This window comes from Cellulomonas sp. McL0606 (genome assembly GCF_058248365.1).
The window spans coordinates 212,857-226,027 of sequence record NZ_CM177779.1; the positions used below are offsets into that span (position 1 = coordinate 212,857).

The 13,171-nt window shown below is 71.2% G+C and carries 11 protein-coding genes and 1 pseudogene; 8 read left to right on the plus strand and 4 right to left on the minus strand.

Annotated elements, in window-relative coordinates; genetic code table 11:
* The first annotated feature begins 158 nt into the window (after nucleotides 1-158).
* The 5 genes from AC38ZX_RS01160 to AC38ZX_RS01180 all read left to right on the plus strand — a co-directional run bounded on the left by AC38ZX_RS01160 (nucleotide 159) and on the right by AC38ZX_RS01180 (nucleotide 6,387).
* The gene (locus tag AC38ZX_RS01160; RefSeq protein ID WP_491296026.1) at nucleotides 159-2,270 is read left to right on the plus strand and encodes a phosphatidylglycerol lysyltransferase domain-containing protein; all 2,112 of its coding nucleotides are present in this window, start codon (nucleotides 159-161) and stop codon (nucleotides 2,268-2,270) included.
* Nucleotides 2,209-3,045, plus strand: coding sequence for an amino acid--tRNA ligase-related protein (locus AC38ZX_RS01165; protein ID WP_491296027.1), 837 nt, complete (start codon nucleotides 2,209-2,211; stop codon nucleotides 3,043-3,045). The genes AC38ZX_RS01160 and AC38ZX_RS01165 overlap by 62 nt, the downstream gene beginning before the upstream one ends.
* Entirely contained in the window at nucleotides 2,945-3,613 is a 669-nt protein-coding gene (locus AC38ZX_RS01170; RefSeq protein WP_491296028.1) for an amino acid--tRNA ligase-related protein, read from the plus strand. Before AC38ZX_RS01165 ends, AC38ZX_RS01170 begins: the two co-directional genes overlap by 101 nt.
* Before the next feature lie 12 nt (nucleotides 3,614-3,625).
* The gene (locus AC38ZX_RS01175) at nucleotides 3,626-4,273 is read left to right on the plus strand and encodes a response regulator (RefSeq protein WP_491296029.1); all 648 of its coding nucleotides are present in this window, start codon (nucleotides 3,626-3,628) and stop codon (nucleotides 4,271-4,273) included.
* A gap of 581 nt (nucleotides 4,274-4,854) precedes the next feature.
* Complete coding sequence (locus AC38ZX_RS01180; protein ID WP_491296030.1) at nucleotides 4,855-6,387, plus strand: GAF domain-containing sensor histidine kinase; 1,533 nt, start codon at nucleotides 4,855-4,857, stop codon at nucleotides 6,385-6,387.
* A 25-nt stretch (nucleotides 6,388-6,412) separates the two neighbouring features.
* Here AC38ZX_RS01180 and AC38ZX_RS01185 read toward each other — a convergent pair whose 3' ends face one another.
* Entirely contained in the window at nucleotides 6,413-7,243 is an 831-nt protein-coding gene (locus AC38ZX_RS01185; RefSeq protein ID WP_491296031.1) for a universal stress protein, read from the minus strand.
* Between the two features lie 207 nt (nucleotides 7,244-7,450).
* On the opposite strand from AC38ZX_RS01185, the gene AC38ZX_RS01190 reads away from it, so the two are divergent.
* A complete protein-coding gene (locus tag AC38ZX_RS01190; protein ID WP_491296032.1) occupies nucleotides 7,451-8,038 on the plus strand; it encodes a DoxX family protein in 588 nt (195 codons plus the stop codon).
* A 60-nt stretch (nucleotides 8,039-8,098) separates the two neighbouring features.
* Here the strand turns inward: AC38ZX_RS01190 and AC38ZX_RS01195 are convergent, their stop codons facing one another.
* Nucleotides 8,099-8,491, minus strand: a complete 393-nt coding sequence (locus AC38ZX_RS01195; RefSeq protein WP_426594063.1) for a hypothetical protein — start codon at nucleotides 8,489-8,491, stop codon at nucleotides 8,099-8,101.
* Nucleotides 8,492-8,666: 175 nt separating this feature from the next.
* Between AC38ZX_RS01195 and AC38ZX_RS01200 the strand changes: the two are divergent.
* Nucleotides 8,667-11,146 (plus strand): annotated as a pseudogene (locus AC38ZX_RS01200) (glycogen/starch/alpha-glucan phosphorylase).
* Between the two features lie 84 nt (nucleotides 11,147-11,230).
* Nucleotides 11,231-11,653 (plus strand): DUF5997 family protein, encoded by a 423-nt coding sequence (locus AC38ZX_RS01205; protein ID WP_426594065.1) that lies wholly within the window; start codon nucleotides 11,231-11,233, stop codon nucleotides 11,651-11,653.
* Nucleotides 11,654-11,715: 62 nt separating this feature from the next.
* Here the strand turns inward: AC38ZX_RS01205 and AC38ZX_RS01210 are convergent, their stop codons facing one another.
* A complete protein-coding gene (locus AC38ZX_RS01210; RefSeq protein WP_491296033.1) occupies nucleotides 11,716-12,453 on the minus strand; it encodes a LysR substrate-binding domain-containing protein in 738 nt (245 codons plus the stop codon).
* A complete protein-coding gene (trmB, locus tag AC38ZX_RS01215) occupies nucleotides 12,450-13,163 on the minus strand; it encodes a tRNA (guanosine(46)-N7)-methyltransferase TrmB (protein WP_491296034.1) in 714 nt (237 codons plus the stop codon). The genes AC38ZX_RS01210 and trmB overlap by 4 nt, the downstream gene beginning before the upstream one ends.
* Between the last annotated feature and the right edge of the window lie 8 nt (nucleotides 13,164-13,171).

The following is a 13,171-nucleotide window of genomic DNA, read 5'->3' on the forward strand; positions in this document are numbered from 1 at the left end:
GTTGTGGACGCGTCGGCGCAGACACGTTCGGCGATTGTGGACCATCCGGACCCCCGCCACTAGGGTCCGACCTGGGCGGCGGCCAGGGCTGTGCGCCTGCCCGACGGGTCCGCGGCACGAGCCCGAGATCCACGGCTCGAGGATCGGATCCGCACGTGGTGAGCACCGAGGTCGTTCCGCCTGAGCCCGACGCGCGGCGGGACAAGCCGCGCCGGGAGCCGCAGGCCATCGACGACCGGTGGCCCGACCGGATCGCCGCCGCGATGTTCCTCGCGCTCGCGGTCGTGCTGGTCTCGGCGGTGATCCCGCCGCTGCGGCACTACTTCATGCGTGTCGACGACATCGTCTCGATCCTCACCATCCCGATCATCCCGAACATCGTGTACGCGGCGCTCCTCGCGTCGATCGGCGTCGCGCTGAACCGGAGGCTGCACTCCGCCTGGTGGCTGCTGGTCATCTGGTGGTTCGTGCTCCCGCAGCTCGGCCGGATCTTCTCGCTGATCGACGGCGGATCCTGGTGGAACGCGGTCGGGTTCGTCCTGGTCAGCGCGGTGCTCGTCCAGCTGTGGCGCTGCCGACGGCAGTTCCGCGCGCGCACTCGTCGGGGCTCGTTCTGGGCCGCGCTCGGGTTCTTCCTCGTCGGCGGGACCGTGATCCTGTTCGTCGGCACGTGGCTGGTCACCCGGTTCGGGCAGACCGACGGCGCGGGCTCGTCGGTCTTCTTCGTCTGGGACAGCATGCTGGGCGACCTCGGCAAGATCGACCAGGCCAGCAACGCGACCGCACCGTTCTGGGTCCGCGCCGTGATCAACCTGATCGGTGCTGGGGTCGTCCTCGGCTCCGCGTACCTGCTGTTCCGGACGCCGCGCTACACGCACACGCTCGATGCCGCCGACGAGGCCCGCGTGCGCACGCTGCTGCGCGACTTCGGCGGCGAGGACTCGCTCGGCTACTTCGCGACCCGTCGCGACAAGGCCGTGGTCTGGGACTCCGGGGACGCGCCCACCGCTCGCGCGGGGATCTCCTACCGCGTCGTCGGCTCGGTCAGCCTAGCCAGCGGCAACCCCGTGGGCGACCCGCTGCGCTGGCCCGAGGCCATCGAGGCGTGGCGGCGCCAGGCGCGGACCAACGGCTGGTCCCTGGCAGTCATGGGGGCGGGCAGCCGCGGTGCTGTCGCCTACACCGAGGCCGGTCTGAAGGCCTGGGAGATCGGCGACGAGGCCATCCTCGACCTGCGGGCCTTCTCGTTGAGCGGGCCCGGGATGAAGGCCGTGCGCCAGTCGGTCGCACGCCTGCAGCGGCGCGGCTACACCACGAGGGTCGAGCGGCACTCGGCCATCGACCGGGAGCACTTCGCCACCCTCGACGCCGCGGCGGCCCGGTGGCGCGGCGACGGCGGCGACGAGAGAGGCTTCTCGATGGCGCTCGGCCGCCTCGGCGACGACCTGGACGACGACTGCGTGCTGATCGAGACGCACGACGAGGAGGGCCGGCTGCGCGGGTTCCTCAGCTTCGTCCCGTGGGGCCGCAACGGGCTGTCGCTCGACCTGATGCGTCGCGACCCCACGGCCGACAACGGTCTGGTCGAGCTCATGGTGGCCTCCCTGGCGGAACGCGCGAACGCGTTCGGCGCCGGTCGCCTGTCGCTGAACTTCGCGATGTTCCGGGAGGCGTTCGAGCGGGGCGCCGAGGTGGGTGCGGGGCCGATCGCGCGTCTGTGGCGTTCGTCGCTGGTGCTGGCCAGCCGCAACTGGCAGCTCGAGTCGCTGTACCGCTCGAACGCCAAGTATCAGCCGGAGTGGCAGCCGCGATTCATCTGCTTCGAGTACACCTCGGACCTGCCGCGGATCGGCACGGCCGCCGGCAGCGCCGAAGGCTTCCTCACCCGGCCGAGCCTCGGGCTGCTCAACCGGCGCGGCAAGGGCGCCGGGTCGGGGGACCTGGAGCGGGCGGCGCTCGACTACGCGGCGCAGGTCGAGGCGCAGATCCCGGAGGCGCTCGACCCGGTCGAGCTTCGCGCTCGCAGCCGAGCACCTCCCCGAGCAGCAGCGCGTCCGCCGCGACAAGGCCGACCGGATGCGCGCCCGCGGCATCGACCCGTACCCGGTCACGTATCCGCGCACCCACACGCTCGCGGCGGTCGTCGCCGCGCACCCGGACCTGCCCCCGGACACCCGGACCGGCGAGACGGTCTCCGTCACCGCGCGGGTGATCCGCAAGCGCGACGGCGGTCGGCTCGGTTTCGGCACGCTTCGCGACGGCAGCGGTGACCTGCAGGTGATGGTCGACGCCCACGACGTGAGCGAGCAGGATCTCGAGCTGTGGCGGCACGACGTCGACCTCGGCGACCACATCGGGGTCACGGGCGAGGTGATCACCACCCGGCGCGGTGAGCTGTCGGTGCGGGCGACGTCCCTGGCCATGACCAGCAAGGCGCTGCGCCCGCTGCCGGACAAGCACCACGGACTGACCGACCCCGAGGCCCGAATCCGCGCCCGGTACGTGGACCTGATCGTCCGACCGGCAGCACGCGACATCGCCTACACGCGCGCGACGGTCGTGCGCAGCGTGCGCGACTCGCTGCACGCCCGCGGGTTCACCGAGGTCGAGACGCCGATCCTGCAGGTCATCCACGGCGGCGCGAACGCCCGCCCGTTCGAGACGCACATCAACGCGTACGACATGGACCTGTACCTGCGCATCGCCACCGAGCTGCACCTCAAGCGGCTGCTCGTCGGCGGTATGGAGAAGGTGTTCGAGATCGGACGCCAGTTCCGCAACGAGGGCGTCGACTTCAAGCACAACCCCGAGTTCACGTCGCTCGAGCTCTACGAGACGTACGGCGACTACAACACGATGCGGGTGCTCACGCAGGCTCATCCAGGAGGCCGCAGTCGCGGTGTACGGATCGCCGATAGCCCGACGTACGGATGCCGACGGCCGGGTGGAGGAGTTCGACCTGTCGGGCCAGTGGCCGGTCAAGACGATCTGCCAGGCCGTCTCGGAGAAGCTGGGCGACGAGGTCACTGCGGACACGCCGCGTGAGGTCCTCCTGCGCCACGCCGACGCCATCGGGCTCGAGCTCGACCAGGACGCGTCGTGGGCGGTCGCCCTCGAGGAGATCTACGGCGAGCTGTGCGAGAAGACCACCTCGACGCCCGTGTTCTACACCGACTTCCCCAAGGAGAACTCGCCGCTGACCCGCCAGCACCGCGTCGACCCGCGGCTGGCGGAGAAGTGGGACCTGGTGATCTTCGCCTCGGAGCAGGGCACCGCCTACTCCGAGCTGATCGACCCCATGGACCAGCGCCGCCGGCTGGTCGAGCAGTCGCTGCTGGCCGCGGCGGGCGACGCCGAGGCCATGGCGGTGGACGAGGACTTCCTCACCGCGCTCGAGTACGGCATGCCGCCGACCGGCGGCATGGGGATGGGGATCGACCGACTCGTGATGAACCTGACGGGTCTGAGCATCCGCGACACCATCCTGTTTCCCCTGGTTCGCCCGAGCTCCCTGACCTGCAGGTTCACCCGGCCCGATCGTCGCGTCGCCCCCCGATCCGTTCACGGACACCCCGTCGGGTGCGGAAGCGGCCAGGATGCGCCCAAGGTCTGAGATATTGAACCCGTGCCCTCCATCCGCGTCTTCCTCCTCGACGACCACGAGGTCGTCCGCCAGGGTCTGCTGCGCCTGATCGACGCCGACCCGGACATGACCGTCGTCGGCGAAGCGTCGTCCGTGGCCGAGGCACTGGTGCGCGCGCCGGTGGCCAAGGCAGACGTGGCGCTCCTGGACGTCCGGCTGCCCGACGGCAGCGGCGTCGAGGTGTGCCGCGAGAGCGTGTCGTCGCAGGAGGGCCTGCGCTGCCTGATGCTCACGTCCTACGAGGACGACGAGGCGCTGCTGGCAGCGATCACCGCCGGTGCCTCCGGGTACGTGCTCAAAGAGATCCGCGGGCCGCAGCTGCTCGACTCGATCCGGGCGGTCGCCGCGGGGCGTTCGCTCATCGACCCGGCCACCCGGGCACGGGTGCTCGAGCGCGTCCGGGAGTCGCAGAGCCACGACGCCCGCCTCGACCTGCTCACGCCGCAGGAGAGCGCCGTGCTGGACCTCATCGGCGAGGGCTTGACCAACCGCGAGATCGCGGGGCGCATGTTCCTGGCGGAGAAGACGGTGAAGAACTACATCTCGAGCCTGCTGGCCAAGCTCGGGGTCCGGGGCCGGACCCAGGCGGCGCTGTTCATCGCCGAACAGCACCGAGCAACAGACCACTGAGGCTCACGCCCCACGTGTAGGCGCGCTCCAGCTCGCCCTCGCGCAGGGGCCCCTTCAGCCCGGTCACCCAGAAGCTCTCCGCCTCGGCCGTGAGCTTCGAAGCCGCCCCGGTTGAGCAGCCGCCATGCGCCGACGGCGGCGGATCCCGGCACGTGCGGGCTGTGCAGGCGCGTGTCGAACGTGGCCGACCAGACCGGCCGCCCCGGAGGCTCCAGCAGGTGCAGCCACTCGCGCACGCCCGTGGTCGGTGCCGACGACGGCAGGCCGGCCTCGGCGCGGGCGTTGGAGCGCGTCGACGGGCGGCTCATGCCGAACGCCTGCGTCGGGCCACCCACCACGAGGAGCTCGACCGTGGGGGGCAACCTCGTCGGTGCCACGTCGACGCGTCGGATCGCAGCACTCTCGACGTGGTCGGCCAGACCGTGCCAGACGGCCTCGGCCACCAGTCCCGTATTTCCGAACGACGACTCGTACACGACCAGTGCGCGCATCGTCCCCACCTCCTTGTGTCACCCCCAGTGTTCGACGGGCTCGCCGGGTCCCCACAGGGCCGAACGGCCCTGACTGCCTATGCTCCGACCATGGATCACGACGACCGCCTCGAAGGCCTGATGGCGGCCGTCGTCTCGCTCTCGTCCACGCTGGACACGGCCATCGTGCTGGAGCGCCTGGTCGAGGCGGCGTGCAGCCTGACCGGCGCCCGGTACGGCGCGCTCGGCGTGCTGGGGGAGCACGGCGGACTCGTCGAGTTCGTGCACCGCGGGATCGACGACGACACCGCCGCGAGGATCGGCCCGCTGCCTACTGGTCGGGGCGTCCTCGGACACCTCATCGTGAGCCCGCACCCGATCCGGCTGCACGAGATCGCGGACCACCAGGACTCGGTCGGCTTCCCGGCGCACCACCCGCCCATGCACACGTTCCTCGGGGTGCCGGTCTCCGCGCGGGGCGAGGTCTTCGGCAACCTCTACCTGACCGAGAAGCACACCCCCGACGACGAACCCCGTGACTTCACGGCACGCGACGAGCAGGTCGCGGTCGCCCTGGCCGCCGCGGCCGGCATCACGGTCGGGCACGCCCGCGCGTACCGGCGTTCCCGCGAGCACGAGCTCTGGCTCGAGGCTGCCGCCGCGTGCAGCGAGGCGCTGACGGGCGGCATCCCGAGGGAGGACGCGCTCGCGGTGGTCCGGGCACGGGTCGCCGCCGTGGCCGAGGCGAGCGTCGTCCTGCTGCACGACGCGCTGCCGCCCGGCCTGGAGGACGACCTGGGCGGCCACGCCCCGGTCCTGAGCCGGCTGCCGGACGGCACCGACCTCGGGCTGCCGGGCCCCGTCTGGGTGCTCGCCGTGCCGCTGCGCAGCGGAGAGCGCTGGGTGGCCGGGCTCACCGCGTGCTGGCCCGGACCGGAGGGCGACGCGGGCCCGCAGGTGGACCTGCCGACCGTCGCCGGTTTCGCCGAACAGCTGGCGCTCGCCCTCGACGTGGCCGAGGCGCAGGCAGACCGCGCACGGCTGGCGGTGCTGGAGGAGCGTGAGCGGATCGCCCGCGACCTGCACGACATGGTGATACAGCGCCTGTTCGCCATCGGTCTCGACGTGCAGGGCGCCGCCCAGGACGCGGTCCGGCCCGACGTCACCCGGCGGCTCGAGGGTGCGGTGGACGACCTCGACGAGACGATCAAGGACGTCCGCACGACGATCTTCCGGCTGGGCGCCCGGGGCGCCGGGACGACCGGGCTGCGGCCCTCGATCGACGCCGAGGTGGTCCGCTCGCGTCAGGCGCTGGGCTTCCTGCCGCGGTTGCGGATCGAGGGGGTCACGGCGACGGTGGCCGACGAGGTCAGCGACGACGCTGTCGCGGTCGTGCGCGAGGCCCTGGCCAACGTCGCGCGGCACGCACGCGCCCGGGAGGTCGTCGTGCGGGTGTTCGTGGGTGCGGACCTGCTGGTCGAGGTGCAGGACGACGGCGTCGGGATCCCCACGGACGTCGCCCGGCGCAGCGGTCTGGCCAACCTCGCGGCGCGGGCACGCGGACGCGGCGGCGCGATGACGGTGCAGCCGGTCGACGACGGTGGCACCCTGCTGGCCTGGAGCGTCCCGCTGCACCTCGCGTGAGACACCTGCCCTGAGGGCGTCCGGCTCAGCCCTGCCCGTGCACGACCAGCACCGGGCAGGACGCGGAGCGGAGCACCTCCGTGCTCACCGACCCCAGCAGCATGCCCCGGAAGCTGCCGAGCCCCCGCGTGCCCACCACCAGCAACGCGGCACCGCGCCCGAGCCCGACCAGCGCGTTCGCGGGATCGTCGTCGACGAGGGTCAGCCGCACCTCCAGTCCGGGGTTCTCCTCGGCGAGCGAGTGCCGCACGCTGGCCGCGGCCTGGTGCGTCCGGTCGGGTTGCGCACTCGGCGACATGGCGTGCCCGACGACCAGGGCGCGACCGCGCATCCAGGCCTCCCGGGCGGCAACGCGCGCGGCCTCCAGCGAGGCCGGCGAACCATCGACCCCCACCACGATGGGTGCCTGCGGCGACGTGGGGCTGTCGGGGTGGTGACGCACCACGGCCACCGGGCAGCGGGCGTGGGCGGCCAGGTGCCCGCCGAGCACGCCCGTGCGCCCCCGGCCGTTCGGCTGACCGGCTCCGACCACCACCAGCTGGGCGTCGGTGCTCAGCTCCCGCAGCTCGGGGACCGTCGACCCGTGGCGCACGTCGGTGGAGATGTCCAGGCCCGGGTGCCGCGCCGCCTCCCGGTTGCGCAGCCGGGCCAGGTGGGCCTTGGCCGCCAGCTCGGCGTCCAGGGTGTCGATGACCGGGTAGGTGCCCCAGAAGGTCGACGTCCACGGGTTGTCGACCACCTGCGTCAGCACCACCGGGGCCCGACGGCGCACCGCCTCCGCGACGCCCCACGCGAGCGTGCCCGCGCTGTGCACCGCGCCGTCGACAGCAATCACGACCGGTCCGTCGGTACGCATGGGAGCCTCCTTGGTCCGCTCCGCCCACCCTGGTCCCCTGCGCCCTCCTGCGTCCCGGGACCTAGGTCCCGGATCGGGCGCTCGCCACCCCGAGATGGCGGGACGTTCGGCCCTGTGGGGCGGCTCGGCGCCCGGAGGAGCGTGTGAAGCACAGAGCACAACCTCACCCCGGGTCCTTCACAAGACCCCCGCACCAAGGAGCAGACCATGGCCGCCACCCACCCCGAGATCACGACGTCGGTCCATCCGGCAACGCTGGTCGAAGACGACCTCGTCACGTCGTCGACAGGCCGGAAGGTCCTCGCAGCAGCACGGGTCACCACGGGGTTCATCTTCCTGTGGGCGTTCCTGGACAAGTGCTTCGGCCTGCACTACAGCACGGGAGCCGCGACTGCCGACGGCAGCCCCGTGTCCCTGTCGTGGCTCAACGGTGGCAAGCCGAGCCAGGGCTTTCTGCTCTTCGGGACCCAGGGCCCGTTCAAGGACTTCTTCGGCAACATCGCCGGTCCGGTGACCGACTGGCTGTTCATGCTCGGGATGCTCGGTATCGGCGTCGCCGTGATGCTCGGCATCGGCCTGCGCGTCTCGGCCGTGGCCGGCTCGATCATGATGGGCATGATGTGGCTCGCTGAGTGGCCGCCGACGCAGGGTTCGACCAACCCGCTGATCGACTACCACGTGATCTACGCGCTGGTCCTGATCCTGTGCGCAGTGCTGCTGGCCGGAGACACCTGGGGCCTTGGCGGCCGGTGGGCAAGCTTCCCGATCGTGCGGCGCATGAGCTGGCTGCGCTGATCGGTCCGAGAAGAAGGGCGCGACACCGTCCCCAGGTGTCGCGCCCTTCGTCGTTCGTCGTCAGGCCGTGGCCTTGCGCTCCTCCGCGCCCTTCTTGAGGATCACCAGCGGCAGCAGCAGCGTGCCGAGCATCGTGATGATCCAGACGAGGATCGTGCCGATGAACCACGTCGACGTGCCGGTGATGGACAGGCCGTCGCTGACGAGGTTCGCGACGACCAGCGCGACGAAGGTCGAGATGAGGCCCACAGCACCGGTCAGGGCGCTCGCGTTCCTGGTGGTCGTCTTGAAGAAGAACGGCGACAGGATGCTCTGAAGCACCGCGAAGATGACGACGGCGACGAAGAACCCGCCGGAGTGGATCACGAAGTCGTCGAGGATCAGGGACGTGATCCACAGGCCGAGCGCGGCCGAACCGAGGAAGATCAGGGCGCGAAGCAGGAAGCGGATCATGGCCGGTGCATCTCCTCGGGACGGCGAGGCGCGGCCGTCGTCGACGGCTTGTCGCCTCTGCCCACACCCTAGGTACTCGCGGGTGGCCGCGGGTATCCCCGCAAAAAGTGTTGTGACCTGTTCGATTGTTACGAGTGATCGCTGCGCGGTGTCCAGTTCACCGAGTGCCGCTAGCGTGGCCCGGGTGACGGAAACAACGATCCCCATCGCAACCCGTGAGCACACCGTCGAGGGCTTCGTCCGGGAGTTCTTGAGGGAGGCGAACTTCGGGCAGGGCACGGACCTCACCAAGGCGTCGGTCAACGACAAGTACCTCGCCATGGCCCGCACCGTCCGGCACTACCTCATGGTGCGCTGGCTGGCCACGCTGCGACGGCAGTACCAGATCCAGGCCAAGTCGGTCGCGTACCTGTCCGCCGAGTTCCTGCTCGGTAGGCAGCTGGACAACGCGCTGCTGGCCTCGGACCTGGAGGGGATCGTCGAGGAGGGCCTGGCCTCCCTCGGCATCGACCTCGCGGAGCTGCGCGACGCCGAGGTGGAGCCGGGTCTGGGCAACGGCGGCCTCGGCCGCCTCGCCGCGTGCTTCATCGACTCCCTCGCGACGATGAACGTCCCGTGCATCGGGTACGGCATCCGTTACGAGTACGGCATCTTCCGGCAGACGTTCGTCGACGGCTGGCAGGTGGAGAAGCCCGACGACTGGCTGGCCCTCGGCTCGCCGTGGGAGTTCCCGCACCCGGAGTCGGCGGTCACCGTCGACTTCGGCGGGCACACCGAGACGTACGACGACGCCGGCGTGACTCGCTCGCGGTGGGTGTCTGGGTGGAGCGTGCTGGGCATCCCGTACAACTACATGGTCCCCGGGTTCGAGAACGGCCGTGTCAACACGCTGCGCCTCTGGTCCGCGCAGGCGACCCGCGCGTTCGACCTCGAGATCTTCAACGCGGGCGACTACGCGCAGGCGGTGCGCGCGCAGACCTTCGCGGAGAACATCACCAAGGTGCTGTACCCCGAGGACTCGACGCCGCAGGGCAAGGAGCTGCGGCTGCAGCAGCAGTACTTCTTCGTCGCCTGCTCGATCCGCAACTTCCTGGAGGAGGTCCTGACACCGGACTTCGACCTGCGCAAGCTGCCGGACCGGATCATCTTCCAGCTCAACGACACGCATCCCGTGATCGCGATCCCCAGCTCATGCGGATCCTCGTCGACGAGAAGAAGTGGGAGTGGGACGAGGCCTGGGCCGTCACGCAGAAGTGCTTCGCGTACACCTGTCACACGCTCCTGCCCGAGGCGCTGGAGGTCTGGTCCACCGACCTGCTGGGCAAGCTCCGCCCCGCCACCTCGAGATCATCTACAAGATCAACGAGGAGTTCATGGCGGGCTGCGCGTCGCCTACCCGGACGACGAGCTGCGCGTGCGCCGCATGTCGATCATCGCGGAGTACCCCGAGCGTGCGGTCCGGATGGCCTACCTCGCGACGGTGGCCGGTTCCAAGGTCAACGGCGTCGCCGCCCTGCACTCGCAGCTGCTGCGCGACAAGGTGCTGCACGACTTCTCGGACCACTACCCGGACAAGTTCACCAACGTCACCAACGGCGTCACACCCCGCCGATTCGTCCGGCTGGCCAACCCCGGCCTGTCCGGGCTGATCACGTCGGCGATCGGCGAGGGCTGGGTGACGGACCTGGAGCGGTTGCGCGAGCTCGAGCCCCTGGCCGAGGATGCCGACTTCCGGGCCGCGTTCCGGCAGGTCAAGCGCGCCAACAAGCTCCCGGCTCGTGGACGTGCTCGCGGACCGCGACGGCATCACGGTCGACCCCGACACGATGCTCGACGTCATGGTCAAGCGGCTGCACGAGTACAAGCGCCAGACGCTCAAGCTCCTGCACATCGTCACGCTGTACGACCAGGTGCGGTCCGGGCACATCTCGATCGAGGACGTCACGCCTCGCACGTTCGCCTTCGGAGCCAAGGCCGCCCCCGGATACCGGATGGCCAAGCAGACGATCGGGCTGATCAACGCCGTCGGGCGGACCATCAACTCCGACCCAGAAGCTGAAGGGTCGCCTGAGCATCGCGTTCCCGGCCAACTACAACGTCACGCTGGCCGAGAAGCTGATCCCCGCCGCCGACCTGTCCGAGCAGATCTCGCTCGCCGGCAAGGAGGCGTCGGGAACGGGCAACATGAAGTTCGCGCTCAACGGTGCCTTGACGATCGGCACGGACGACGGGGCGAACGTCGAGATCCGTGAGCTCGTCGGCGACGACAACTTCTTCCTCTTCGGGCTGCTCGAGCCCGAGGTCGCGGAGATCGTCGACCGCGGGTACCACCCGACCTCGTACTACGAGTCGAACCGCCCGCTGCGGCACGCGCTCGACCTGATCGCGTCCGGACACTTCTCGGACGGTGACCGCACGGTCTTCGAGCCGATCGTCTCGAACCTGCTGAACGAGGACCGGTTCCTGGTGCTCGCCGACTACCAGGCGTACATCGACGCACAGGCCCGCGTCGACGTCGCGTACGCCGACACCGAGGGCTGGACGCGGTCGGCCGTGCTCAACGTCGCGCGGTCCGGGTTCTTCTCCTCCGACCGCAGCATGCGCGACTACATCGACCGCATCTGGCACACGGAGCCGGTGGCTCCGACCAGCTGAGGTCGCGGGGTCCGACGAGGTCGCAGCGCACCTCGTCGGGACTCCGCGACGTCCCGGGGTGGTGCTGCGCCTACCCTTGCCCTTGTGACACCGCCCAAGAAGTCCCAGGAGATGAAGGCGTCGACCGCCGCCGCCAAGCTCGACGTGTACCTGCCGGCGACGCCGCCGGAGTTCCAGGAAGGGACCGTCACGCGCGACGAGCTGACCGAGCTGCAGCGCAACCCGCCGCAGTGGCTGGTCGACCTCCGTCGCGACGGTCCGCACCCGCGGTCCGTCGTCGCCGGCCGGTTGCGCATCTCGATCTCCGGGCTCGCCCGCGGCGGCATCAGCGACCCGCTCACGACCGCCGAGATCGACGCCCTGCAGGCCGACCCGCCGTCGTGGCTGGTCCGCGAGCGGGAGATCGCCGCCGAGGTTCGTCGCGAGGAGCGTCGCCAGGAGTCCCGCGAGGCCGACCGTCGCGCCGCAGCGGCGTCGGCAGCGGCCGCGGACAAGTCCAAGTCCTGACGCCGGGACCCGTCCGCGCGGTCGACCCTTGCCATGGTGCGGCTCGGCCGGTCTGATGAACGTCAGCGGGGGCGGCGCGGCTTCGGTGGTGGCTTGCCCTTGGTCGCTGCGCGCGGTTTCGACGACGAGCGCGGCGGGTGCGGCCGCTTGGCCTTCGGCGTCGGTTCCGCCGGTGGGGCGCCGCGGCCCCGGCTCGAGGACGCGGTGCGTCCGCGGACGATCCCGATGAACTCCTCGGTCAGGTCGTCGTAGCGGTCGGTCACCCAGGCGAGGCCGACCGCGGAGCCAGGGGCGTCGCGGACGGTGCGCACCGTCAGGCCGCGACGCTGGTGCAGCCGACCGATCGACTGCGGCACCACCAGCACGCCGACGCCCGCGGCGACCAGGTCGACCGCGTCCGCGGTCGTCTCGACCACGCCACCGGCGAACCGCTCACCCGGCGGGTCGGCCCAGACGAGCGTGTCGTCGAGGGGGACGATCAGGGTCTCGTCGGCCAGGTCGGCGGCGTCGATCTCGTCGTCGGCGGCCGTGACGAGGTGGTCCTTGGGCACGACGACGACCGTGGCCTCCGTGTAGAGCGGGATGACGGACAGCTCGTCGCCGGCGACGGGCAGGCGGGCGAGCGCCACGTCGGCGGACCCGGCCCGCAGGTGCGCGAGCGCTTCCGCCGGTGAGCTGTGCACCAGCTCGACGGGCACGTCGGCCAGCCGCTCCTGCCAGACGCGCAGCCAGCGGTCGGGGTTCACACCGGGCACCAGGGCGATCCGGAAGACGGTGCGTGGGTTCGTGGCGGCCGTCATCGGACCCGCCGGAACACCAGGTCGCGGACCTCGTGCCCGAGGTCGAGGCCGCGCTGCTCGAACTTGGTGACGGGTCGGTGCGCGGGGCGGTCGACGAACGCGTCGGCCGTGTTCGCCAGGAACGGGTCCGCCGACAGGGCCTGCAGCATCGCGTCCGCGTAGTCGACCCAGTCGGTCGCGCAGTGCAGCACCCCGCCCACCGCGAGCCGCGAGCGCAGCAGCGCCACGTGCGACGGCTGGACGAGCCGCCGCTTGTGGTGGCGGGCCTTCGGCCACGGGTCGGGGAAGAAGACGTGGATCGCGTCGAGGGCGTCGGTGGGGATGGACCGCCGGACCAGGTCGAGCGCGTCCCCGTGGCCGACCCGGACGTTGGTGAGCCCCGCCCGGTTCACGAGCCCGAGCAGCGACGCGACGCCCGGCAGGTGCGCCTCGACGGCGATGTAGTCACGGGACGGGTCCGCGGCGGCCATCGCTGCCGTCGTCTCGCCCATTCCGGAGCCGATCTCCAGGACCAGGGGAGCCGTCCGGCCGAACATCGCAGCGGCGTCGAAGGCCTCGTCCTCGTGCACCGAGAACCCGAGCACCGGGAAGAGCGTGCGCAGGTCCTCCTCGCGCTCCGGGCCCAGCGCGGACCGGCGCGGGTGGTAGGTGCGCAGCGGCTCGTGCGGACGCGCGGCTTCGAGGCGGAACGCGTCGGACGGGAGGCTCACGCACCGAG